Below are 22,949 nucleotides of genomic sequence, written 5' to 3' on the forward strand. Positions count from 1 at the left end.
CTTTCGCAGAGTTTCGCTACCTTATGTCGCCAGCCGGCGGCGCATAGTAGCGACGACGACAGGGGACGCGGTGCGGGCGGGACAGGGTGACGACCCGGCGCCCCTACCCGGAGCCGGCGGGATCACCTGCGTTCCCCGACTCGGCCGGCCTCGGCCATGAGGGCGGGTTTTCTCCGCGCCCTCGGCGCCAGGACCAGGACGACGACGCCGAGGGCGATGGTCGACAGCCCCAGCGCCACCTGGACGCTGGTGACTGTCGACAACCCGCCGACAGCCGGCCGCATCACGGCCATCCCGAGGTAACTGGCCCCGATCACCCGCGCCTGGTTCTTGACGGACCCGCGCCCCGCCGCGCTCAACGCGAGCGGGTGGGCGGGCATCAGCCCCGCACCGGCGAGGGCAAGACCAACCGTGACGACCACTATCGAGGTCGACAGGGTCGCGGCCACCATTCCCACGATGCCCGCCACGGCCGCGACCCGCAGCACGGCGGGCGGACCGAACCGGTCGGCCAGCGGGCCGCAGACCAGCAGGACGGCGGTCGCGCCCGCGATGAACGCCACGTTTCCGATGCCGTACATCGTCGGCGCGGCACCCAGTTCGCGGTAGACGAGGCTCGCCCAGTCCATCACGGCGAGCTGCATCCCCAGACCGGCTGCCGCCAGGACGCACAGGGCGACGATTGGGATCTTCTGGCTCTGCTCGGGCAGGCCGGCGGGCCGGGGCGCCGGGGCGGGCAGGAACCGCCACACCGCGAAGACGATGAAGCAGCCGGCGATCCCGACCGCGATGGCGTACTCGACGATCCCGGTCCGTCCGGCCGTCGCCGCGCCCGCGGTCGCGCCGAGCAGCGAGCCCACCGCGGCCGGGATGTCCAGAAAGGTGATCAGCGTACGGCCGGTCCGCTTCTCGGCGTCGGTGGCCGACCGGGCCATCCCCAGGTCCAGGAACGCGTTGACCCCTCCGGTGGCGACGAACGCGCCGAGCAACACCGTCCACGAGCCCGCGAGACCGATCAACGGAGTCAGGACGCACAACGACAGGGCTCCCAGCCGGGCGACCGCGCGGGCACCGTATCGGTCGGCGAGCCGGGGCGCCACCACGAGCATGATCGCGGTGAGGCCGACCGCCTGTCCGAGCAGGGCCAGGCCGAGACCCTCGGCGGACAGCCCGAGCGAGGACACGATCTCCGCGTAGCGCGGGGCGAGCGCGGCCGAGAGGAAGGTGTTGACGAAGAAGAGTCCGGAGAGTGCGACCATCGGCCACACGGCGGCTCGCCGGGTCGTGGTCCTCACCGGTGGTCGAACGTCATGACGAACGAACAATGTCCGAGTCGTCCATCAGCCCTCCTTGGAGTGTGTGCCATTGTGGCACGGCGGGCCAGCAGAATGGTCGATGGATTCGTCGTCGACGATCAGGTCTAATTCGAGGTCATGGGTGAACCGAGCAAGATCCTGCTGGACGAGGCGGAACTGCCACGGCGCTGGTACAACATCATGGCCGATCTGCCCTCCCCACCGCCGCCGGTGCTACATCCGGGCACGTTGCAGCCGATCGGACCGGACGATCTGACGCCACTGTTCCCGATGGACCTGATCCGTCAGGAGGTCACCACCGAGCGGTACGTGGACATTCCGGAGGAGGTCCTGGACGTCTACAGGCTGTGGCGGCCCTCCCCGCTGCACCGGGCCCACCGGCTGGAGAAGGCGCTCGGCACACCCGCGAAGATCTTCTACAAGTACGAGGGTGGTTCGCCGGCAGGGTCGCACAAGCCGAACACCGCGGTGCCACAGGCGTACTACAACGCCAGGGCCGGGATCCGCCGGCTGACCACCGAGACCGGAGCCGGCCAGTGGGGCACCGCCCTGGCCTTCGCCTGTTCCCAGTACGGCCTGGACTGTGAGGTGTGGCAGGTACGCGCCTCGTACGACCAGAAGCCGTACCGCAAGATCATGATCGAGACCTTCGGTGGCGTGATCCACCCTTCGCCGTCCGAACTCACCGGGGCCGGTCGTGCCGTCCTGGCCGAGCAGCCCGACTCGCCCGGCTCGCTGGGCATCGCGATCTCGGAGGCGGTCGAGGTGGCCGCCGGCAACCCGGACACCAACTACGCACTGGGCAGCGTGCTCAACCACGTACTCCTGCACCAGACGGTGATCGGCGAGGAGGCGATCGCGCAGTTCGGCAAGGTGGGGATGACCCCTGACCTGATCATCGGCTGTACCGGCGGTGGTTCCAACTTCGGCGGGCTCGCTTTCCCGTTCCTCCGGGAGAAGCTGGCCGGTCGGCTGGACGTCACGATCCGCGCCGTCGAGCCGGCCAGTTGCCCGTCGCTGACCCGGGGCGTCTACGCGTACGACTTCGGCGACACCGCCGGGATGACGCCGCTGATGAAGATGCACACCCTGGGACACGACTTCATTCCCGATCCGATCCACGCCGGTGGGCTGCGCTACCACGGCATGTCCCCGCTCATCTCGCACATCTACGAGCTGGGCCTGATCGAGGCGGTCGCGAAGAGCCAGCGGGAGTGCTTCGAGGCCGGCGTGCGGTTCGCCCGGACCGAGGGGATCGTGCCGGCGCCCGAGCCCACCCACGCGCTGGCCGCCTGCGTGGAGGAGGCGCTCCGGTGCCGCGAGACCGGCGAGGAGAAGGTCATCCTCACCGCCCTGTGTGGACACGGGCACCTGGACCTCGCCGCATACGGGGCGTATCTCGCCGGTGACCTCGACGACCACGAGCTGTCCGAGGCCCAGCTCGCCACCTCGGTGTCCGGGCTGCCGGCGGTGCCCGACGGCCGGCCCTGACCCCAACGGCGGTCGGACAGGAGGCCGACCGGCCGGTCAGCGATCGAGTGCGGTGGCGAGGCGGCGGGCCTCCGCCACCAGCCGGCTGGATCCGCGCCGGGCGGCGACCTCGGCCAACCCGGGCACCTCGATCCGCACCCCGGTCGCGGTCGCCGTCTCCGCCGCCAGCGTGAGCAGGTCCGGGATGCCACGGGGCGGCTTCGGCGCGGCCAGCAACGCCGGCAACGCGGCGGCGAGCAGCCGCCAGACGCTGAGCCGGGCGCCCGCCATCGCCACGTCCCGGAGCGGCTCGACGCACCGGGTCAGCGTGAGCATGCCACCCGCGCCGAGATCGCCGACCTGCCGGCCGACGGCCCCGGCGTCGAGGTCGTCGGCGGCGGCGAGCAGCAGCAGGGCGTCGACGGCGGCGGCCCGGTCGGACCGGTGCCGGGCACCGAGCCCGTACGCCAGGGCGAGGTCGAGCGCCACGCCGCCCGGTCCGGTGCACTCGGCGATCAGCGGCAGGACGCCTGCGGCACCCTGGACCTCCAGATCGGCGGCGCTGCTGACGTCGGTCAGCGCGTACGCCGCGACCAGCTCCCGGTAGCCGGGCAGCACCGCCGGCCAGAGCAGTGACCAGTCGGCGCAGTGGCCGGGGAACCGCACCACCCGACCACCGAGCAGTCCGAGCGGATCGTCGAACCGCTCGGCGTGGCGGCGGCCGGCAGGCGGTGTCTCCGGTGGGCTGAGCTCGACCTGCACCCGCTGGGCGGCCAGGCTGGAGTCTCCGAAGTAGTACGAGGTGCTCCGTTGGAACCGCACCGTGACGACCTGGGACTGTGGCCGGGGCAGCCCGCCGGAGCGCAGCCAGGCGGCGAGCCGACCACCTCCCGGCGTACCCAGCGCGGCGGCGCGGTCCGCCAACGCCTCGTCGACGACGGGCGGTAGCCGCAGCAGCGCCTGGGTCAGGTCCCAGTGCCAGGGCACCTGGTCGCCCAGGGCGGCCAGCCGGTCGTAGAGCACGGCCGGGTCGAGGACGCCGGACGCCCGGGTGGGCGCCGCCAGCAGGCCGACGGGTCGGGTCCGGCCGAGCTGCGTACCGATCTCCGCGATCCGGACCCGCAGCAGACGTTGTGCGGGTGCGACCCGGGGATCGGTCACCTGGGACTGTCGGGCCGCGCCGAGCAGACCGCTCCACCAGCTCCGCAGGGCACTGGCCTCGGCCGGCGGAAGGTCGGCCCGCAACAGGCTGCCGAGCTGACCGTGCAGACAGGACGGATCCCAGCGGTGCTCCTCGAGCTGCTGCCGGTGCCGGTCCAGCACCGGCGTCAACACCTGGGCCAGCCGGGGTTGGTCGGCGCCGCCGAGCCGGACCACCCCGTCCAGGATGCGCTCCAGCGGCAACGCGGTGATCCGGGTGCTGAGCAGGGTGGCAACCTCCTCGGCCAGCTCGTCCGGGTCGGTGATCGGCGGTGGCGCCGCAGCCGGTGCCGGCGGTGCCGGCAGGTCGTCGCCCGCGTGCACCACGACGCCGACGGGTGCCGGTACGACACCGTGCTTCGCGGCCAGTGCCGCGGCCCGGTCCCGGAGTTCCACGGCGGGGTGCTCGCCCATCTCGGCGAGAACGGCGGCCACTTCCGGCGCCCGGTCCCGCCGCTGCCGGGCAAGCTGGTCCAACCAGCCGAGCTGGCCGCGTACCAGTGCCTTCTCCGGCCGGAGCAGCACGGCCCGGGAGGCGTCGAGAACGGCCTCGAACTCGACGTCGGCCAATCCCCGCAACGCCTTCTGCGCCATCGACGCCACCGGGCCGGGCGCGTCGGCGAGCAGCCGCAGGTAGTCGGCGCGCCGGTCGGTCCGCTCGCCCGGGGTCGGCGCGAGCAGGTCGTGCAGGACGCTGAACGGCCGCAGCGCCGCCGGACGGTCACCACGCAGCAGCCGGTCGACACAGCCGTTCAGCAGCACCGTCCGGTCCAGCCGCCCCTGCGCGGCGAGCCGGATCAGCGTGTGCGGCAACGCGAGCGGCTCCCGGGTCTTCAGGTCCTGGAACGCCATCCGGGTGCCGATGCCGTCGACCTCGAAGAGCCGGGGCAGCATCGCGTCGAGGAACGGGTCGGCGCGCAGCCGGTCGATCAGTGGGTACGGTCGCAGCCGCTGCGTCGGCCAGGCCAGCGAGTCGAGCCAGCCCTCGACGAACATGTCCCCGGTCGGCGGCGGTGTCTTCTCCGCGACCACCAGGTGGGCGACGAACGACCAGTTGCCGTCGAGGTCGGTCCGGACCAGCCGGTCCGCCAGCCGGCGGGCGAGGTCGGGCAGCCAGTCGACACCCCGGTCCCGGGCCGCGTCGACGACCGGCGGCCCGGCGTTCTCGTCCAGCCGCACCGACCGGCGACCGAGCAGCTCGGCCGCCTTGGCGGCGCTGGGCAGGCAGCCGACGGCGGCCACCGCCAGGGCCGTCCCCTCGGCACCGCCCCACCAGTTGTCCCGGCGCCGCCGGACGTACGCCAGCAGCTCGGTGCCGAGCTGGCGGCGGCGCTGCTCGTCGAGACCGGCCAGCCATGCTCCGGTCTCGACGACCGAACCCTTGGTGATCAGGTCGAACAGGGTGGTCACGACCGGGCCCTCTCCGCAGAACCGTCGACGATCGAGACCGCGAGTGCGTGCTTGCACGGCCCCCGCTGCCCCTGATGCTTCGCCCACCACGGGCACGAACAGCTGTACCGGCCGTCGGGATGGCTGCGTACCCGGTAGACCTGGTCGCCGCTGCGTACCGTGGCCGCCGCGCCGTCGCGCTCCACCGCGTGGGCGTCGACCAGCGCCCGCGCGCCGACCAGCCGTGGGTTGTCCCGCTCGGCCCGGCCGGCGTCGTACGGCAGCACCCGGTGGAAGTACGCCCCCTGCGCGACGTCGAAGCCGACCCGGCCGGCCGTGCCGAGCTGCGCGAGCGCGGCGCGGACCCGGTCGGCGTCGATCCCCGCCGCCGCGGAGAGCGCGTCCACCTCGATGGTCGAGTCCCAGGACAGCAGGACGCCGATCAGGTCGGCATCGTCGACCACGTCGTCTCCGGCGAGTGCGGTCAGGGTCGCCCCCTCGCCCGAGAAGCCCCGGTAGGGCTCCGGGGAGAGCGTGAGCGACAGACGCAGCTCTCCGGTGTCCAGCTCCCAGGTGCTCGGCAGCGGCGGGGAGCCGGCCGTGACGGCGGGCCCGTACGCCCGGAGGGTCTTCGCGTGGCGCAGCATCCCGCGCAGCGCGGCCAGGCGGTCGGCGCCGGTCAGGCAGACGGCGCCCGCTACCGGTCGGGCGGTCAGCCGCAGTGACCGGCCGGCTGGCACCGCCCAGAGCACCGACCGGTCGCTGGCGCCAGGCAGTCGACGCAGAAACGCACCGGCTTCCGCGGCGGATATCTCGGCTCGGGGCGCGAAGGTCGCCGCGAGCACGTGGACCTCGGCGAAGCCTCGCAACCAGCGGGCCGGCAGCGGGACCTTCTTCTCCACGACCGTACCGTCCATGGTGGAGACGGTGAGGTCGTCGGGCCCGACCGACAGGTGCAGCGGATCGATCCCGCCGACCCGGGCGAGCGCCTCCCGCAGCGGCGGGTTGACGTCGACGTTGGTGGTGCCGTGCGCGACGATGTCGCCGTCGATACCGGCCGGCAGTGCGTCGAGCCGGGCGTAGACGCCGCAGCAGCCGGAGAAGGACTCGAAGCGCAGCCGGTCGCGGCTGCCGGTCACCACCGGGTCCAGGCTGGCCGAGGCGACCGGCCGGTGGTAGCGGGTGCGGGCGACCTCGGCGACGGCGAGCAGACCGGCGGCGGCCGCCCGGGGTGTGGTGAGGAATCCGGAGAAGAACCGTGGATTCGCCGCCGGCCCGCCACTGGTCTGTAGGGCGAGACCATCGGGGCGGAGCACGGAGGAGCCGAGATACCGGTACGTCGCAACGGCGTTCACGGCTGCGGATGGTACGCGGGCCGACCGACATCGCCGCGCTGGTCGGCCTCCGCTCGGCACCGCATCCGCGCCACGGCCGGCCGGGCACGCCGCCCATCCGCGGGCGGCGTGCCGGGCCGGCCGGCGGGATCAGCTGTACGACACCGAGAAGCTGTTCGTGGTGAAGTTCAGTCCGCCCGATGCCGAGGTGATCTCGTAACCGAACTGGACGTCACCGACCAGTACGTCGCCGTACCAGCCGGCGTTGCGGATCCAGTTGAGCACGGCGCGGATGTCGATCGTTCCCGAGTTGGTGTTGCTGGTGCGGATGAACGAGAAGACCTCGTTGGCGCCGTTCGAGCCGCGGTAGATCTGCCACGTGTGCCCGCCGACCGACGCGGTGGTCTGGAGCGACCCCAGCGGGCCGACCGGGCCGGTCTTGTTCATCCACAGCATGATCTCGTACGCGTGGTTGTTGGCCCAGATGTCGTACGTGCTCGCGTACGCCCCGCCGCTTGGCACCGTGACGTTGAAATTGCTGGTCAGGCTGCCGATCGCGCTGAGGTTGCGGTTCACGTTCCGGGTCGCGTTGGGATAGGACTTCACCCCGCCGGTGTTCGGGTGGTTGGCGGTGACGCCCCAGTTGCTGTACGAGTTGGCCCAGATGGTCTGGGTGCCGGCGCCGCTGCCCCAGATGTTGTTGTAGAGCGTGTACCCGCCGTTGGTCCACGTCCCCCACTGGTCGGACGACGTCCACGCGGCGCCGCTGGGCTGCGACGGAGTGGGGCCGCTGCTGGTCGGCGGCTGCCCCGTGGAGGGGGAACCGGTGCAGGCCACCCCGTTGAGGGTGAACGAGGTGGGTGGGTTGTTGGTGCCGTTCCAGGTGCCGTTGAAGCCGGGGGTGACGGTGGCGTTGGTGCCGAGCCCGGCGTTCCACGACGCGTTGGTCACCGTCACACGGCTGCCGCTCTGGCTGAACTGGCCGCCCCAACCCTGGGTGACGGTCTGCCCGTTCGGGAAGCTCCACGCCAGCGTCCACCCGTTGAGGGGGTCGCCGAGGTTGGTCAGCGCGACGTTGGCGCTGAAGCCGCCCGACCACTGGTTGACGGTGTAGTTCACCCGGCAGCCGGTGGCCGCGCTGGCCGGCGCGCTCAGCACCGCCGTCATGCCGATGCCCAGCAGCAGCGTGGCCGCGGCCGCGAGGCCGGCGCGCAGCCCTCGTCCCAGGTTCCCGCGCGGGATGGATCTCATATGGGCCTCCTGGTCGTGTCGTGTCGCGCATTCCCGCGACGGAGTCGGTGGGAGTTAGTTGGGTAACCATACGAACTATTGCCATCCTGCCACCCCCGGCAGGATTACGACAGTCATCGATGCCTTCCCCGGACGCGCGCGAGTCGGGGGCGGGTCGTCGGCCGGGCACGAATTCCGACGTTTCGGGCGTACGGCCGCGCGGGCGGGCCTAATCTGGGGAACGTCACCGCCTCCGTGGGCGCGCGGAGCGGCCCGGCCGCGAGTGGCTGTGACGAGGGCAGGAACGGCTGATCGATGACGAGCACGAGCCCAGCCGGGTTACTGCGCGACCCCGGCTCGTCGAATCGGTCGACGCTGCTGGAACTGCTCTTCGACGTGTTCTACGTCGCCACGTTCGCGCAGTTGTCGATGCACCTGGCCGGCGACCTGACCTGGCGCGGGGTGGGGCAGAACGCGATCCTGCTGCTGGCCGCCTGGTGGACCTGGTCGGTCACGTCGCTCGCCACCGACTTCTTCGATCCTCGTCGACGGGTGATCCGGGGCGTGATCGCCAGCACCATGTTCGGCGTGGGCCTGATGACGGCCGCCATACCCAACGCTTTCGGCGCACAGGGTCTCCTCTTCGCCGGCGCCTACGTCGGCATCCACGTGGTACGGGGAGTCCTGCTGATCGGCGCGCTGCGCGGTCACCTCGCACAGGTCCGGGTGGAGCGGTTCCTGTTCTGGTTCGTCCTCTCCGGAGTCCTGTGGCTCGCGGGCGGGCTCGTCGATCCGGCCTGGCGCGCCGCGCTGTGGGCCGGGGCGCTCGTGGTCGACTACGTCTCCGCCGCGCTGCGCTACCCGACACCCAGGCTGGGTCGGGTGCCGCTCGACCAGTACGAACGGCTGAGCTCACACTTCGGCGAGCGGTACCAGCAGATCACCATCCTGATCATCGGCGACCTGGTGTTGGCGTCCACGCTGAAGCTCAGTGTCGCGGAGTTCAGCACCGCCCGGGTCGTCGTCTTCCTCGCGGCGATCAGCGCGGCGCTGCTGCTGTGGCAGATCTACGTGTTCCGCACCGACCTCTTCGTCGCGAGGGCGGTGCACAAGCATCCGCTCCGGGCGGTGCGCCTCGCGTCCTACATCTACGCCGTCCTGGTGGCGGGGGTGATCGCCATGACGGCCGGGGTGGACCTCGTCCTTCGGCACCCCTTCGGAACCCCACGGGCGAGTTGGGTCGCCCTCGTCGTCGGCGGCGCGGCCCTGTTCGTCCTCGGCCGGGTGATCTTCGAGTACGCGCTCCTCGGCCGGATCTCGCGATCACGGGTGGGCTGGTTGGTGCTGATGATCGGCGTGGCGCCGGCGTTGACACCGCTGGCACCGATCTTTGTCGTGATCGCCAGCGTCGGCATCCTGCTCGGGATAACCCTCACCGACGCCTGGCGGGGACGGCACGACGCCTCGGACCGGTAGCCGACGGCGCGCACTCTGCCGAGAATTTGTAGCTATCTTACCTTCCGATCACTGAAAGCGTAGGTTATTTACCTGCCGTTCAACGGCGGTGGGTACCGTCCGGGACCTGCCGCGTCCGGACCTGGGGAGGTCGACGTGAACCTGAGGTGCCGAGCCACCGCCATCATGGTGATCGCGAGCATCGCTGTCGCCACAGTCGTTCCGCCGACCGGCGCGGCCGCAGCGGCGGTCGACGATCCCGCGAAGGACGCCGCCCAGTACCACGCCGTGTTTCCGCTGTTCCGCAGTGCGAACATGTCCTCGCCGGACAAGCTGTCCAGCGGGGTGGGCTTCCACTCCTTCCGGATTCCGGCCGTCGTCAGGACCACCACCGGCCGGATCCTGGCCTTCGCCGAGGGCCGGCGGCACAACAACCGGGACCACGGCGACATCAACCTCGTCTACAAGCGCACGAAGACCACGACGGACCACGGAGCGGCGCCGGGCGACTGGGAGCCCCTCAAGGAGGTGGTGGGCTCGGGGAACGGGACCTGGGGAAACCCGACCGCGGTCGTGGACGGCGCCACCATCTATCTTTTCCTGTCCTGGAACGCGGGCGACCGCAGCCTGAGGGGCGGCGAGGCACTGCCGGACGGCTCCCTGACCAAGAAGATCGACTCCACCGAGGCCGGCCGGCGCCGCCTCTACCTGGTCGCCAGCACCAATGACGGCGCGACCTGGTCCCAGCCTCAGGACATGACCGCACAACTGACGCCGAACGGTTGGTCGTGGGACGCGGTCGGCCCCGGTATCGGAATCAAGCTCACCACCGGACAGCTGGTGATCCCCGCGAAGGGTCGCAACATCATCGGCCTGGGCAGCCCGGGCAACCGCACCTGGTCGTACCAGCCACTGACCGGCGCGGGAAACGAGGGCACGATCGCCCAGACCCCCAACGGCAACCTGTACCGCAACGACCGGCCAGACTCCGGCACGTACCGCTGGGTCGGCCGGGGCACGTTGAGCGGGTTCGGCTCCCTCACCGCCGACGGCGGCCTGCCTGACCCGCAGTGCGAAGGTTCGGTGCTCCTCTACAACACCGACTCGCCGGCCCGTACCGTCTTCCTCAACTCGGCGTCGACCACCAGCCGCCGGGAGATGCGGGTGCGGATCAGCTACGACGCCGACGCCGGCAAGTTCAACTACGGCCGCAAGCTGAGCGACGCACCCGTCGCCGGTGTCGGCTACGAGGGCGGCTACTCCAGCATGACCAAGACGGCCGACTTCCGGATCGGTGCGCTGGTGGAAACCGACTTCTTCAACGACGGATCAGGGGCGAACTCCTACCGGGCGATCGTCTGGCGCCGGTTCAACCTCTCCTGGATCCTCAACGGCCCCAACAACTGACACTGAACTCGCCCGCGTCGGACGGCGTACTGATCTGCCGCCGGTCCGTCAGGCCACGGTGACCGGATGCCGCACGACAGCGCCGAACAGGTAGCCCTGGGTGTTGTGCGGCACCGTCTCGGGCTGGCTTGCTCCGGTGACGTCGGTGGCCCGCGCCCGCAGGGTGTACGCCCCGGAGGCCGGCGGCTTCCAGGAGATCTCCCACCGCTGCCAGCCCTTGTCGACGGTAGCGCCGACCAGACGGGCGCGACACCACGACGCACCGCCGTCGGTACTCACGACGACCTGCCGCACCGGTCCGTTCGCCGACCAGGACCGGCCGCGCAGCACGTGCCGCCGCCCCGCCGCGAGTTGGGCGTCCCAGGGCAGTTCGAAGGCGCTCTTGACCACCTGCGGACCCAGCAGCGTGCCCTCCGGCGGATAGTCCGGCCCGATCAGGCGGTAGAACTGGGTATTCCACGGCGAGAACAGCGGGCCGTCGGACACCTCGATCTGGCCGACCCACTTGATCGACGAGATCCCGATCCAGGACGGCACCACCACCCGGACCGGGGCCCCGTGATCCGGCGGCAGCGGTTCACCATTCATCTCGTACGCCAGCAGCACGTCGCGCAGTGCCTTGGCCACCGGCAGCGGACGGCGCACCGGACCGAGGTTCACTCCCCCGCTGACGAAATCCGAGTCCAGCCCCTGCGGCATGACGTCGACCGCCGCCGGGGTCAGCCCGGCGATACGCAGCACGGTGGACAGTGGCACCCCGCGCCACCGGGCGACCCCGATCGCACCCAGCTTCCATGGGGTGCCGGAGACCTGCTGGCCCTGCTGGCTCGTGAAGAAGCTGCGGCCGTTGCCCGCGCACTCCACGAAGGCGGTCAGGGTGCGGGCCGGAAGGGCCCGCAACTGCCGGTAGCTGAACTCGACCGGATTGGCCGCGGTCGGCGCACCGGCCAGTCCCGCGCCGAACAACCGCAGCCGCCAACTCTCCGGGTCGAGCACCGGCGTCTGCGTGTGGTTGCGAACGAAGAACCGGTCGATCGGGACCAGGTACCCCTGACCGAACAGCGCCTCCCACCGCGTCTCGGCGTTGGTGCCGTGCACCTGGAACAGCTCGGCCGGTAGTGGCTTCAGGATCGGCCCGGCCGCCGCCGGTGCCTGGGCTGCCCGCGCGGCGGACGCCATCGGTACGGCGGCGAGCTGCGACGCCACCAGCGGCACTCCGACACCCGCCGCCAGGCGCATCAGGTCACGTCGGGACACTCCGTCACCCCGAGCCTCGCCACGCAGCCACTGCCCGAGCCGCAGCCGGTCGTAGGCACCCTCGTCCGTCAACCCGTTCCGGTCCATGTCAGCTTCCCCTCAGCGGACGGGCGGCTCACCGCAGCCGACCCAAGGCAGCCTACTTCTCCCATAGTCCTTATAGGCTATAGGACCATCGGCTCCCCGCGCGAGACCGGAGATCATGCCATCGGCGGATCCAACCCCGGGCGGAGATCCGCCCGGGGTATCCGGACCGGCCGCCGTGCCCACCACGATGGAACGGCCGCGCTCCTTCCTTCTATGTGGACAGAGCGATCCAACCCATTCCGATAGCATGCGGCATGGCCAGACCGCGCATCGATCCCGTCGTGTGGCAACCGGCACCGGCACCCGCCCGGGCCCGACGAAGCAACGGCGACCTCCCGATGCCGCCGGTACGACTGCGGACCGTTCCCGGCCACGGGCCGGAGGACGTCGCCGTCGACTCCGCCGGACAGGTCTACACCGGCCTCGCCGACGGCCGCCTGATCCGACTGACGACCGGCGACACCGGCCCGGATCACGAGGGCGCACCCCGGCAGGGCGCGAGCCCGGAGGTGGTCGCCGAGACCAACGGACGGCCGCTCGGCATCGAGGTCGACCAGGAGGGTCGCCTGATAGTTTGCGACGCCACGCACGGGCTGCTCCGGGTCGATTCCGCCACCGGCCGGGTGGAGACCCTGATCGCCGCCGGTACGCCGATCGGGGACGCCCCGCTGCGGCTGTGCAACAACGCGGCCGTGGCCGGTGACGGGTCGATCTACTTCAGCGACTCGACCCAGCGGTTCGCACTGCCGCACTGGAAGGCGGACCTGCTCGAGCACTCCGGCACCGGCCGACTACTCCGGTTGGGCCCGGACGGGCGGCACGACGTCGTACTGGACGGGCTGCACTTCGCCAACGGCGTGGCGCTGGCCGCCGACGAGTCGTACGTGGTGGTGGCCGAGACCGGCGCGTACCGGCTGACCCGGGTCTGGCTGACCGGACCGGACGCGGGAAAGGTCGACCGACTCGTGGACAACCTGCCGGCGTTTCCCGACAACCTGGCCCGGGGCAGCGACGGCCTGCTCTGGATCGCGATGGGGTCACCGCGCAACACGCTGCTGGACCTGCTCTCGCCGAGATCCCCGGCCCTGCGCCGGGTGGTCTGGGCCCTGCCGGAGTCGCTACAACCCAAGCCGGCGAACACCGCCTGGGTACAGGCCCTCGACGCCGAGGGCCGGGTCGTGCACGACCTGCAGGCGACCGTCGCGGGCTTCTCGATGGTCACCGGGGTACGCGAGCACGGCGGGACCGTGTGGCTGGGCAGCCTGCACGGCGGTGCCGTCGCCGCGTTCGACCTTCCCACCGCGCCACCCCCGAACGCCTGACCGGAAGCGCCGGCCCCGGATGACCGATCGGGGGCGCCGGCCGCCTCGTCGTTCGGGACCGGGGCATCCCCGATGTTCGATCGATATTCCTATTCACTCGATAGGTTAGGTATTCTTCTTCTGACGCGCGGACCCCTGCCCGCGCCCGTCCAGTCGAGGAGCAGCACGATGAGCGTCACCGATGAACTGCTCGGCAACGCCGAGCGATACGCCGCCACCTTCGACAAGGGTCACCTTCCCCTGCCGCCGGCCCGCCACGTCGCCGTACTGGCCTGCATGGACGCCCGCCTCAACCCGTACGGGCTGCTCGGGCTCGCCGAGGGCGACGCGCACGTGATCCGTAACGCCGGCGGAGTCGTCACGGCCGACGAACTGCGCAGCCTGGCCATCAGCCAGCGACTGCTCGGGACCACGGAGATCATCCTGATCCACCACACCGACTGCGGCATGCTCACCTTCACCGACGACGGATTCAAGGCGTCGATCGAGGCCGAGCTCGGGATCAAGCCAGCCTGGGCCGCAGAGGCGTTCACCGACCTGGAGGCCGATGTCCGCCAGTCGATCGGGCGGATTCTGGCCGACCCGTTCATCCCGGTCAAGGACTCCGTGCGCGGCTTCGTCTACGAGGTGGAGACGGGGAAGCTGCGCGAGGTGAGCTGACCGCGACCGAGGTCCCGGCTATCCGGTGTCGTGGTGGAACGTCCGGACCAGGTCCTCGACCCGGGCCCGCAGTTCCAGGAACTCCGGTGTCCGCTTGATGGCCAGCTCGCGTTCCTCGGGCAACTCCAGCGTGATGTCGGCGGCTATCCGCCCGGGATCGCTGGCCAGCACCACCACCCGCTGACCGAGGAAGACGGCCTCCTCCACGTCGTGGGTGACCATCAGCACTGTCGTGCCGGTGTCCCGCCACACCCGCCGGATGAAGAGCTGCATGTCCTCCTTGGTCTGCACGTCCAGCGCGCCGAACGGTTCGTCGAGGAGCAGGACGTCCGGCTCGCAGGCCAGCGCCCGGGCGATCGCGACCCGTTGGCGCTGCCCGCCGGAGAGCTGTTTCGGCAGGGCCGAGCGGAGCGCGGTCAGCCCGGTCTCCTCCAGGTACCAGGCGACCCGTCGGGCCCGCTCCGCCCGGTCGATCCGGAGCAGTTCCAGGCCGAACGCGACGTTGCGCTCGACCGTCCGCCAGGGGTAGACGGCCCCGCTCTGCAACACCAGGCCACGGTCTGGGCCGGGCCCGAGCACCGGGTTGCCGTCGAGCAGGATCTCCCCGGTCGACGGCCGGTCGAGCCCGGCGACCAGGGACAGCAGCGTGGACTTGCCGGAACCGCTCGCCCCGACCACGCAGACGAACGAGGTACGGGCGACCCGCAGGTCGATGTCGGTCAGTGCGGGTACGGCCCGGCCGCGTCGCTGGAACTCCCGGCCGACTCCCACGAGTTCGAGCAGCCCGGTCACGGCACCCACCTGCTGATCCGGTCCCGGGTGATCCGCAGCGCCACGTCGGCGGTGACCCCGATCAGGCCGATCACCACGAGGATCGCGAAGATCTTGTCAGTCTGGGTGAAGCGCTGGGCGAGCAGGATCCGCTTGCCGAGCCCCTCCTGACTGTTGACCAGCTCGGCGACCACGACCAGACCCCAGGCGGCGGCGAAGTTCACCCGTACCGCGTCGACGATGCCGGGCAGGGCGTACGGCAGGATCACCTTGCCGAGTACCTCGCCCCGGCGGGCGCCGAGCGTGTACGACACGTTGACCAGGTCCAGCGGCACCTGCCGGACCGCGTCGGCGACCATCAGCATGTTGAAGAAGACCGTGCCGATGAAGATGAGCGCGATCTTCGGGGACTCCCCGATGCCCAGCCAGATCAGCAGCAGCGGTGTGAACGCGGCGGCGGGCAGGTACCGCAGCAGTCCGCTGACCGGTTCGAGCGCCGAACGGGCGGCGGTGAAGCTGCCCATCGCCACGCCGAGCGGCACCGCCACCGCGACCCCGAGCCCGTACCCGTAGAGGATCCGCCGGACGGTGGCCCAGGCGTCGGTGACGAGTTCGCCGCTGCGGGCCATCTCGACGCCGGCCGTCCAGACCGCGCCCGGTGCCGGCAGGAACCGCGGGTCGACCGCCCCGCTGGCACCGAGCGCGAGCCAGGCCAGCAGCGGTACGGCCACCGACGCCAGCACCAGGACGGTGCGGATCCGGCCGGGCAACGGGGTACGCAGCGCCAGTACGGTTCCCGGCGGGCCGGAGGGACGGCGGCGGGGCAGCGAGCCGAAGAGCTGCCGGGCGGTCGGCGGACGTTCCGGCGCCACTCCCCCGGGCGGACGCGGCTCGGCGAGGCGTGCCATCAGGTCACCGCTTGGACGAACTTCGGCTCCAGCAGCCCGTCCAGGGACGGCTTGGCCGGGGCCAGTTCGGTCTTGACCAGGAACTCGGCTATCTGGTCGGCCTGGTGGTTCAGGTGGGTGGGGTCGCTGCCGGGGGTGAACGCGGCGAGGTTCTGTTCCCGGGTGAAGATGGTGGTCCCGGCGTTGTAGGTCTGGTAGTCGGCCTCGCTGACCCCACCCCGGCGGGCCATGATGGTCACCGCCTCGGCCGGATTCGCGGTGATCCATTCAAGGGTGTCGAACCAGGTCTGCACGACCTTCTGCACCTCGTCCGGATGCTCGGAGACGAACGCGGTGTCGAAGGCGAGGTGGTCGGGGATGGCGCCGGGGAAGTCCTTCGACGTCGCGATGGCCCGGCTTCCGGAACGCCCGAGCGCGGTGGTGGTGAACGGCGCGAACACCCCGACCGCGTCGACCTGTCCGGCCACGAACGCCGCCGCCGCGGCATCGGTGAGCAGCGGCGTGAGCGTGATGTCCCGTTCGGTCAGACCCGCCTTCTCGAGGGCGAGCAGCAGCAGGTAGTGGTCGACGGTGCCCTGCTCGACGGCGACCTTCCTGCCACGCAGGTCGGCGACGCTGTTGATGCCGGGAGCCGCGATGATCTGGTCGTTGCCGGTCGAGTTGTCGTTGACCAGGACGATCGTCTGCCCGGCCCCACCGCTGACCGAGGAGAGGGTGTCGTTCAGGGTCTGGCTGTTGGCGTCGAGGTTGCCGGTGCTCAGCGCCTGGAGGCTGTCGGTGTAGCTGTCGAAGTACGTCAGTTCGACGGTGACGTCGTTCTCCTTGAACAGCCCCTTCTCCTGCGCGACCTGCCAGGGGAACCACCCCGGCCAGGCGCTGAAGCCGAGCCGTACCGTGGCCGGTCCACCCGCCCCCGCCCCGCCGTCCCCACCGCAGGCCGCCGCGGCGGCCAGTACGACGACGCACGCCGCGACCGCCAGGAGTTCCGTCAGGTGGCGTCTTCTCATGGCTTTCTCCCAGGCAGATGACCGGCGCGGACGAGGCACCCGAGGGTGTCGCAGATGACCCGGGTGGCGATGAGCGAGGTGATCTCCGCGTTGTCGTACGGCGGGGAGCACTCCACCACCTCGATGCCGGCGAGCGGTCGTTCGGCGATCAGTTGGATGAACTTCAGGACCTCGCGCGGCAGGAAGCCGCCCGGTTCGGGCCAGCCGGTACCGGGAACGAACGCGGCGTCGAGGCAGTCGACGTCGAAGGAGAGCCAGACCGCCTCGGCGCCGTCCCAGGCGACCTCCAGCGCCTTCTCGGCGGCGGCCTCGATTCCCATCTCGACGCAGTCGGTGACGGTCATGATCGTGGTGCCGCGTTCCCGGCCGACCTTCACGCCGGGCCGGGGCGCCTGCCAGCCGCCGATGCCGATCTGGACCAGGTTCTTCGGCGGGACGTTGGGGATGTCCGTGGCGTGGAACCACGGCGTGGTGTGCATCCGCTCGTCGAGATCCGTCTCCTGGGTGTCGACGTGCCGGTCGAAGTGGATGATGCCGAGGTTGCCCGACAGGTGTTCGGCCACCCCGCGCACCGTCGGGTAGCCGATCGAGTGGTCGCCGCCGAGCACGACCGGGAAGGCGCCGGAGGCGTAGACGTGGCCGACCGCCTTGGAGATCTGGTCGAAGGTCTTCTCGATGTTGGCCGGGATGGTGAAGATGTCACCGAGGTCGGCGATCGTGATCGACTCCCGCAGGTCGACGCCGAGTTCGAAGCTGTAGGGCCCGTACAGCGCGGAGATCTTCCGGATGCCCTGCGGGCCGAACCGGGTCCCCGGCCGGTACGTCGTACCGCCGTCGAAGGGGGCGCCGAGCACCGCGACGTCGTACTCGCCGCAGGTGGTGACGTCCTCCACGTAGGGCGCCTTGAGGAAGGTGTTGATGCCGGCGAAGTGCGGCAACTCGCCGCGGGAGAACGTCGGGATCCGGCGGTCCACGATGGAGTCGGCACCGGGCAGCCCGAGTCGCAGTCCGCGTTCGACCTCCGCCTCCCACCTGGTGGTGGGAAGTTCCGCCTCCCGCTGCACCGCGTAGCGGGCCTCGGGGCCGTAGTTGTCGTGCAGCGGCGGGGTCTGCCCGTCCGGCTGACCGTGATGGTGGTGCGCGAAGCCCATGGGCACCTCCGGAAAGGTCACCCGGCCGGGAACAGCCGGGTGGTGGCTGTCTCCCGGGCTTTTGTCCCGCCGTGGAACGGCACCGACAGCGCCGCCGGCTCCGCCTGCGCCTCTCGGACCAGTCCCGTCCCGTTGCCGGGGCGGCGGAACCCTAGGCGCGCCTCAATGGATGAGTCGCATCGAAACGTAAGGCGCCGGCGTTTCCCGCATTTTGCCCGCCCGTTGCCGGCAGGTATCGGCCGCGTCCAATGGTCACCCCGCGCGCGATGTTAGTTAACACTCTAATCGTTAAGTTATCAAGGACTCTACCGGAAGCATGACGGCTGCTCGGGCCGCAGCGAGGGCCAGACTCCCCGCTCAAAGCGGGCTCGGCCGGGCCTGGCGGGGTGGCTGTCGAGGCAACCATGATGTTAAGTTAACGTCTACGCCTGTTCATTTGCTCTGGCCGTGGAGGCGGTAATCCTCGATGCGAAAACACCAGCCGGCCGCCGGGCGACTCTGGGCGGGCGTAGACGTCGGCACCCAGAGCCTGCGTGTCCTGCTCGTCGACGGCGCCGGCACCGTCGCCGGGCACGGATCGCAGGCCCTGACCAGCCGGCGGACCGGCGATCGGCACGAACAGGACCCGACCGACTGGTGGGCCGCGCTCGGCACCGCGTTCCGGCGGGCCCTGCGCGACGTCGAACCGACCCGGGTCGGCGCGCTGGCGATCTGCGGCACCTCCGGCACCTTCCTGCTGGCCGGACCGGACGGTGCGGCCCGGACCCCGGCCCTGATGTACGACGACGCCCGGGCCCAGCGGGAGGCCGAGGACGTCGCGGAAGCCGGCACCGACGTCTGGGCCGCGCTCGGGTACGCCACCCAACCGTCCTGGGCCCTGCCGAAACTGCTCTGGCTGCTCCGACACGGCCCGGCCGAGCTTCGCACCGACCTCACCGCCGGCCGGCTCGCCCTGCGGCACTGCGGGGACTACCTCGCCGCCCGGTTGACCGGGTCCCCGGTGGCCACCGACTGGAGCACCGCGCTCAAGACGGGGTACGACCCCGACGGCGGCGGCTGGCCGACCGGCGTACTCGACACGCTCGGGATACCCTCCGACACGCTGCCCCGGGTGGTCCGGCCGGGAACCCGGATCGGCTCCCTCGATCCGACCGGCGCCGCCCACACCGGGCTGCCCGTCGGGGTACCGGTCCGGGCCGGCATGACCGACGGCTGCGCCGCCCAGATCGCGGCCGGGGCGCTGGACGCCGGAAGCTGGAACTCGGTGCTCGGCACCACGCTGGTCCTCAAGGGCGTCACCCCGGTCCGGCTCACCGATCCGGTCGGCGCGGTCTACTCGCACCGGCACCCGGACGGTGGCTGGCTACCGGGCGGGGCGTCGAACGTGGGTGCCGGTGCCCTGGAGGCGAGGTTTCCCGGCGTCGACCGGGCCGGAATGGACCGGGCCGCCGCCGGGTACGAACCGGCCGGCGGGCTGGTCTATCCGCTCCGGTCCCCCGGCGAGCGGTTCCCGTTCGTCCGGCCCGCCGCCGAGCCCTTCGAGGTGGGCACCTTCGCCGACGACGCGGACCGGTACGCCGCCGTGCTCCAGGGCGTCGCGTACGTGGAACGGCTCTGCTACGCCCACCTCCGCCGACTCGGTGCCGACGTCACCGGCCCGCTCTCGCTGACCGGCGGCGCGACCCGGAGCCGGTACTGGTGCCAACTGCGCGCGGACGTACTCGGCCGGGAGGTGACCCTGCCGCGTACCGCCGAACCGGCGTTCGGGATGGCCGTGCTGGCGGCGGCCGGCGACGACAATCTCACCGCGACGGCACGCCGGATGGTACGGGTCGCCCGGGTGCTGGCACCCCGGCCGGGCACCCGGGGGCGGTTCGCCGAGCCGTACGCCCGGTTCGTGGACGCGCTCGCCGTGCGGGGGCACGTCGACGAGGAGTTCGCCACCTACGCCAAGGAGCTGTCGTGACCCGTACGACGCTGGTGCTCTCCCGGCACGGCCGGACCGGCTGGCACCATCCGAACCGGTACGCCGGACGCAGCGACGTACCGCTCGACGCCGTCGGCGAGCAGCAGGCGGAGCGGTTGGCCCGGTGGGCGGCGCGGCAGGAGTTCACCGGCCTGGTCTGCTCCCCGCTGGGCCGGGCCCGGGACACGGCCGCCCCGACCGCGAAGGCCACCGGCCTGTCTCCGGTGGTGGAGCCACGGCTGCGGGAACTCGACTTCGGCATTGCCGAGGGCCGCACCCTGGCCGAGCTGCGCGCCGCCGACCCCGAGGTGGTGGCCCGGTTCGAGGCCGATCCGGCGGCCGACCACTTTCCCGGGGGTGAGGCGCCGGTCCAGGCCGTGTCCCGGGCTCTCGACGCGCTCACCGCGCTGGCCGTGGCCGATCCCGGCGGCCGGATCCTGGTGGTCGCGCACAACACGCTGATCCGGCTGGTGACGTGTGCGGTGCTCGGAGTGCCGCTGGCGGAGTACCGCCGCCGGCTGCCGGTGCTCGATCCGGTCGCGACCACCACACTCCGGTTCCCGGTGCCGGCCGACGGTCCGGCGACCGGCCCAACCGGCCCGACCGGGTTGCCCGCCGAGCCGGTGGCGGTGCTGGCCTACAACGTGCCGTTGTGTCGAGGATGGGACGATCCCGACCACCACGACGACGCCGACCAGAGGACAACATGAACGAGCGTAGCGAGCGAATCAGCCAGCTCAGGGCGAAGGTGCCTCATGACGGCACGCAGCGAAGCGGAGTGCCGGCATGAGTGCTACTGACTCGCCCGAGCGCAGCCGGCCCGCCCAACGGCAGGTGGAGATCGCCGAGCACGTGCTCCAGCACGGTTCGGTCTCCGCCACCGAACTGGCCGAGATGTTCCACGTCAGCCTGATGACCATCCACCGCGACCTGGACGAGTTGGAGCGTCAGGGCGTGGTCCGCAAGTTCCGCGGCGGCGTCAGCGCCCAACCGTCCAGCGTCTTCGAGTCGAACGTGTCGTTCCGGCTGCGCGCCGCCCGGGAGGAGAAGCTGGCCCTGGCCCGCCAGGCACGGGCCCTGATCGAACCGGGCATGGCGGTGATGCTCGACGACTCCACCACCACCCTGGAGGTGGCCCGGCTGCTGGAGGACGACGCCGGGCCGCTCACCGTGATCACGAACTTCCTGGAGACGATCAAGCTGCTCTCCGGGGTACGCGGCGTACGGCTGCTGGCGCTCGGCGGCGAGTACTACCCGACGCACGACTCGTTCCTCGGAGTGCCATGTGTGGAGGCGATCGAGGCCCTCCGGGTCGACCTGCTGTTCGCCTCCACCTCGGCGGTCTCCGGCGGGTACGCGTACCACCAGGAACAGGAGATCGTCCTGGTGAAACGGGCGATGATCCGCGCGGCACAGCGCAGCGTGCTGATGGTGGACCACACCAAGCTCGGCCGGGCCGCGCTGCACCGGCTGGCACCGCTGCGCGACTTCGATCTGGTGATCACCGACGCCAAGGCCCCGGAGGAGACGTTGTCGGAGATGCGTGAACATGGTGTCCGGTACGACATCGCGTGAACCCGTGGTGCTCGGCGTCGACGTCGGCACCACGGTCACCAAGGCGGTCGCCTTCGGTCCGGACGGGACGGCGCTGGCCCGCGCGGCCCGCCCCACGGTACTCGACCGGGCTGGCCCCGGCCGGTACGAGCAGGACGCCGACCAGGTGCTGGAGTCCGTGCTGGCGGTGCTCGGCGAACTGCGGGAGCGGGTACAACGGCCGGTCGCCGCGCTCGGCGTCACCGCGCAGGGCGACGGGCTGTGGCTGGTGGACGGCGACGGTCACCCGATCCGGCCGGCGATCTCCTGGCTGGACGCCCGGTCGACGCCGATCCTGGACCGCTGGGCGGCGGACGGGCTGCTGGAGGTCGCGTACCGGCGTACCGGCAACTATCCGTTTCCGGGCGCCTCGGGACCGCTGCTCGCCTGGCTCGACGCGCACGAGCCGGCCGCACTGGACCGCGCCGCCACCGCCGCGTACTGCAAGGACATGGTCGTGCAGCGGCTCACCGGGCTGCGGGCCACGGACCCGTCCGACGCCTCCGCCCCGTTCCTCGACCCCCGCACCCGGCGGTACGACGAGGACCTGATCACGGCGTGCGGCCTGGCGCACCGCCGGCACCTGCTGGCACCCGTGCACGACGCCCCGCACGCCGCGCTGGCCGCGACGGCGGCCGGGCGGACCGGCCTGCCGGTCGGCCTGCCGGTGATCGCCGCGCCCTACGACCTGCCTGCCTCGGCCTGGGGCGCGGGTGTCCGGTCGGTCGGCGCCGGACTGCTCATCGTCGGCACCACCCTCGCCTGCCAGGTGCTCCGGGACGAGGTCGACACGACCGGCGAGCCGTGCGGCCTGACGCTGAACACCTGGGAGCCCGACCGGTGGCTGCGGGCCCTGCCCGCGATGGTCGGCACGGCCGCGCTGGACTGGGTACTCCGGCTGGTCGGCGCGGCCGTCGCCGACCTGCCGGAGCTGCTGGCCCGGGGCCGGGCCGACGGGCTGACCGTGTTGCCGTTCTTCGCCGAGGCCGGTGAGCGGGCGCCGTTCGTGGCGCCCCGGGCCCGGGCCCGGATGGACGGCCTGCACCTGGGCACCGAGCCGGCGGACCTGGTCCGGGCGACCTGCGAGGCCATCGCGTACAGCGCCCGGCACTGCCTGACCGCCGCGGAACTGACCGGCGAACTCACCGCCTGCGGCGGCGGGGTGGGCTCGGCCCGCTGGGCGCAGATCTTCGCGGACGCGCTGGGCCGACCGGTACGGGTGCTGGCCGGCGAGGAGATCGGGGCACGCGGCGCGGCACTGGCGGCGCTGTCGGTGGTCGGTGGCGCCGATCCGGACGCGTCCGGCTGGCATCCGCCGGGCCGGCGGTACGAGCCGGACGACCCGGCACGGGACCGGTACGAGGCCGGCTACGCCCGCTATCTGGAGCACATCACGCAGGCCCGTCCCGCGTGGAGCGAAAGGTGA

Annotated in this window: 18 protein-coding genes and 1 riboswitch; of the genes, 9 read left to right on the forward strand and 9 right to left on the reverse strand. The window is 71.6% G+C overall.

Features of this window, described 5'->3' with window-relative positions; all coding sequences use genetic code 11:
- Positions 1-122: 122 nt before the first annotated feature.
- The gene (locus ACFP2T_RS07910; RefSeq protein ID WP_377419207.1) at positions 123-1,259 is read right to left on the reverse strand and encodes an MFS transporter; all 1,137 of its coding nucleotides are present in this window, start codon (positions 1,257-1,259) and stop codon (positions 123-125) included.
- 174 nt (positions 1,260-1,433) lie between these two features.
- On the opposite strand from ACFP2T_RS07910, the gene ACFP2T_RS07915 reads away from it, so the two are divergent.
- Complete coding sequence (locus ACFP2T_RS07915; protein ID WP_377419209.1) at positions 1,434-2,807, forward strand: TrpB-like pyridoxal phosphate-dependent enzyme; 1,374 nt, start codon at positions 1,434-1,436, stop codon at positions 2,805-2,807.
- Positions 2,808-2,843: 36 nt separating this feature from the next.
- Here ACFP2T_RS07915 and ACFP2T_RS07920 read toward each other — a convergent pair whose 3' ends face one another.
- The 3 genes from ACFP2T_RS07920 to ACFP2T_RS07930 all read right to left on the reverse strand — a co-directional run bounded on the left by ACFP2T_RS07920 (position 2,844) and on the right by ACFP2T_RS07930 (position 7,960).
- On the reverse strand, positions 2,844-5,396 hold the full coding sequence (locus ACFP2T_RS07920; RefSeq protein WP_377419211.1) for a DUF6493 family protein: 2,553 nt from the start codon (positions 5,394-5,396) through the stop codon (positions 2,844-2,846).
- Positions 5,393-6,730, reverse strand: coding sequence for an SWIM zinc finger family protein (locus ACFP2T_RS07925; protein WP_377419213.1), 1,338 nt, complete (start codon positions 6,728-6,730; stop codon positions 5,393-5,395). The genes ACFP2T_RS07920 and ACFP2T_RS07925 overlap by 4 nt, the downstream gene beginning before the upstream one ends.
- Before the next feature lie 129 nt (positions 6,731-6,859).
- The gene (locus ACFP2T_RS07930; protein ID WP_377419215.1) at positions 6,860-7,960 is read right to left on the reverse strand and encodes a cellulose binding domain-containing protein; all 1,101 of its coding nucleotides are present in this window, start codon (positions 7,958-7,960) and stop codon (positions 6,860-6,862) included.
- 294 nt (positions 7,961-8,254) lie between these two features.
- On the opposite strand from ACFP2T_RS07930, the gene ACFP2T_RS07935 reads away from it, so the two are divergent.
- Positions 8,255-9,415 (forward strand): low temperature requirement protein A, encoded by a 1,161-nt coding sequence (locus ACFP2T_RS07935; RefSeq protein ID WP_377419217.1) that lies wholly within the window; start codon positions 8,255-8,257, stop codon positions 9,413-9,415.
- A 135-nt stretch (positions 9,416-9,550) separates the two neighbouring features.
- Positions 9,551-10,801, forward strand: coding sequence for an exo-alpha-sialidase (locus ACFP2T_RS07940; RefSeq protein WP_377419219.1), 1,251 nt, complete (start codon positions 9,551-9,553; stop codon positions 10,799-10,801).
- 48 nt (positions 10,802-10,849) lie between these two features.
- Here ACFP2T_RS07940 and ACFP2T_RS07945 read toward each other — a convergent pair whose 3' ends face one another.
- Positions 10,850-12,145, reverse strand: a complete 1,296-nt coding sequence (locus ACFP2T_RS07945) for a sulfite oxidase (protein ID WP_377419221.1) — start codon at positions 12,143-12,145, stop codon at positions 10,850-10,852.
- A 254-nt stretch (positions 12,146-12,399) separates the two neighbouring features.
- Between ACFP2T_RS07945 and ACFP2T_RS07950 the strand changes: the two genes are divergently transcribed.
- Both ACFP2T_RS07950 and ACFP2T_RS07955 read left to right on the forward strand, forming a co-directional pair.
- Complete coding sequence (locus ACFP2T_RS07950) at positions 12,400-13,467, forward strand: SMP-30/gluconolactonase/LRE family protein (RefSeq protein WP_377419223.1); 1,068 nt, start codon at positions 12,400-12,402, stop codon at positions 13,465-13,467.
- A 168-nt stretch (positions 13,468-13,635) separates the two neighbouring features.
- A complete protein-coding gene (locus tag ACFP2T_RS07955) occupies positions 13,636-14,127 on the forward strand; it encodes a beta-class carbonic anhydrase (RefSeq protein WP_377419225.1) in 492 nt (163 codons plus the stop codon).
- An 18-nt stretch (positions 14,128-14,145) separates the two neighbouring features.
- Here the strand turns inward: ACFP2T_RS07955 and ACFP2T_RS07960 are convergent, their stop codons facing one another.
- Genes ACFP2T_RS07960 through ACFP2T_RS07975 form a run of 4 tightly spaced genes read right to left on the reverse strand, consistent with a single transcriptional unit; the run spans position 14,146 to position 17,964 of the window.
- Positions 14,146-14,919 carry an ABC transporter ATP-binding protein gene (locus ACFP2T_RS07960; protein ID WP_377419227.1) on the reverse strand — a complete coding sequence of 258 codons (774 nt, stop codon included), beginning with the start codon at positions 14,917-14,919 and terminating at the stop codon, positions 14,146-14,148.
- On the reverse strand, positions 14,916-15,806 hold the full coding sequence (locus ACFP2T_RS07965) for an ABC transporter permease (protein ID WP_377419229.1): 891 nt from the start codon (positions 15,804-15,806) through the stop codon (positions 14,916-14,918). Before ACFP2T_RS07965 ends, ACFP2T_RS07960 begins: the two co-directional genes overlap by 4 nt.
- On the reverse strand, positions 15,806-16,813 hold the full coding sequence (locus ACFP2T_RS07970) for an ABC transporter substrate-binding protein (RefSeq protein WP_377419231.1): 1,008 nt from the start codon (positions 16,811-16,813) through the stop codon (positions 15,806-15,808). The genes ACFP2T_RS07965 and ACFP2T_RS07970 overlap by 1 nt, the downstream gene beginning before the upstream one ends.
- A complete protein-coding gene (locus tag ACFP2T_RS07975) occupies positions 16,810-17,964 on the reverse strand; it encodes an agmatinase family protein (RefSeq protein WP_377419233.1) in 1,155 nt (384 codons plus the stop codon). Before ACFP2T_RS07975 ends, ACFP2T_RS07970 begins: the two co-directional genes overlap by 4 nt.
- 48 nt (positions 17,965-18,012) lie before the next feature.
- Positions 18,013-18,130, reverse strand: a riboswitch (guanidine-I (ykkC/yxkD leader).
- A gap of 300 nt (positions 18,131-18,430) precedes the next feature.
- On the opposite strand from ACFP2T_RS07975, the gene ACFP2T_RS07980 reads away from it, so the two are divergent.
- The 4 genes from ACFP2T_RS07980 (at position 18,431) to ACFP2T_RS07995 (ending at position 22,949) form a co-directional block, all read left to right on the forward strand.
- Entirely contained in the window at positions 18,431-19,930 is a 1,500-nt protein-coding gene (locus ACFP2T_RS07980) for an FGGY-family carbohydrate kinase (RefSeq protein WP_377419235.1), read from the forward strand.
- Positions 19,927-20,640: a histidine phosphatase family protein gene (locus ACFP2T_RS07985; RefSeq protein WP_377419237.1), complete on the forward strand. Its 714-nt coding sequence runs from the start codon at positions 19,927-19,929 to the stop codon at positions 20,638-20,640. Before ACFP2T_RS07980 ends, ACFP2T_RS07985 begins: the two co-directional genes overlap by 4 nt.
- 76 nt (positions 20,641-20,716) lie before the next feature.
- On the forward strand, positions 20,717-21,505 hold the full coding sequence (locus tag ACFP2T_RS07990; protein ID WP_377419239.1) for a DeoR/GlpR family DNA-binding transcription regulator: 789 nt from the start codon (positions 20,717-20,719) through the stop codon (positions 21,503-21,505).
- Positions 21,480-22,949: an FGGY family carbohydrate kinase gene (locus ACFP2T_RS07995; RefSeq protein ID WP_377419939.1), complete on the forward strand. Its 1,470-nt coding sequence runs from the start codon at positions 21,480-21,482 to the stop codon at positions 22,947-22,949. Before ACFP2T_RS07990 ends, ACFP2T_RS07995 begins: the two co-directional genes overlap by 26 nt.

The sequence above is a fragment of the Plantactinospora solaniradicis genome (genome assembly GCF_042658085.1).
GTDB classification, from domain to species: Bacteria; Actinomycetota; Actinomycetes; order Mycobacteriales; family Micromonosporaceae; genus Plantactinospora; species Plantactinospora solaniradicis.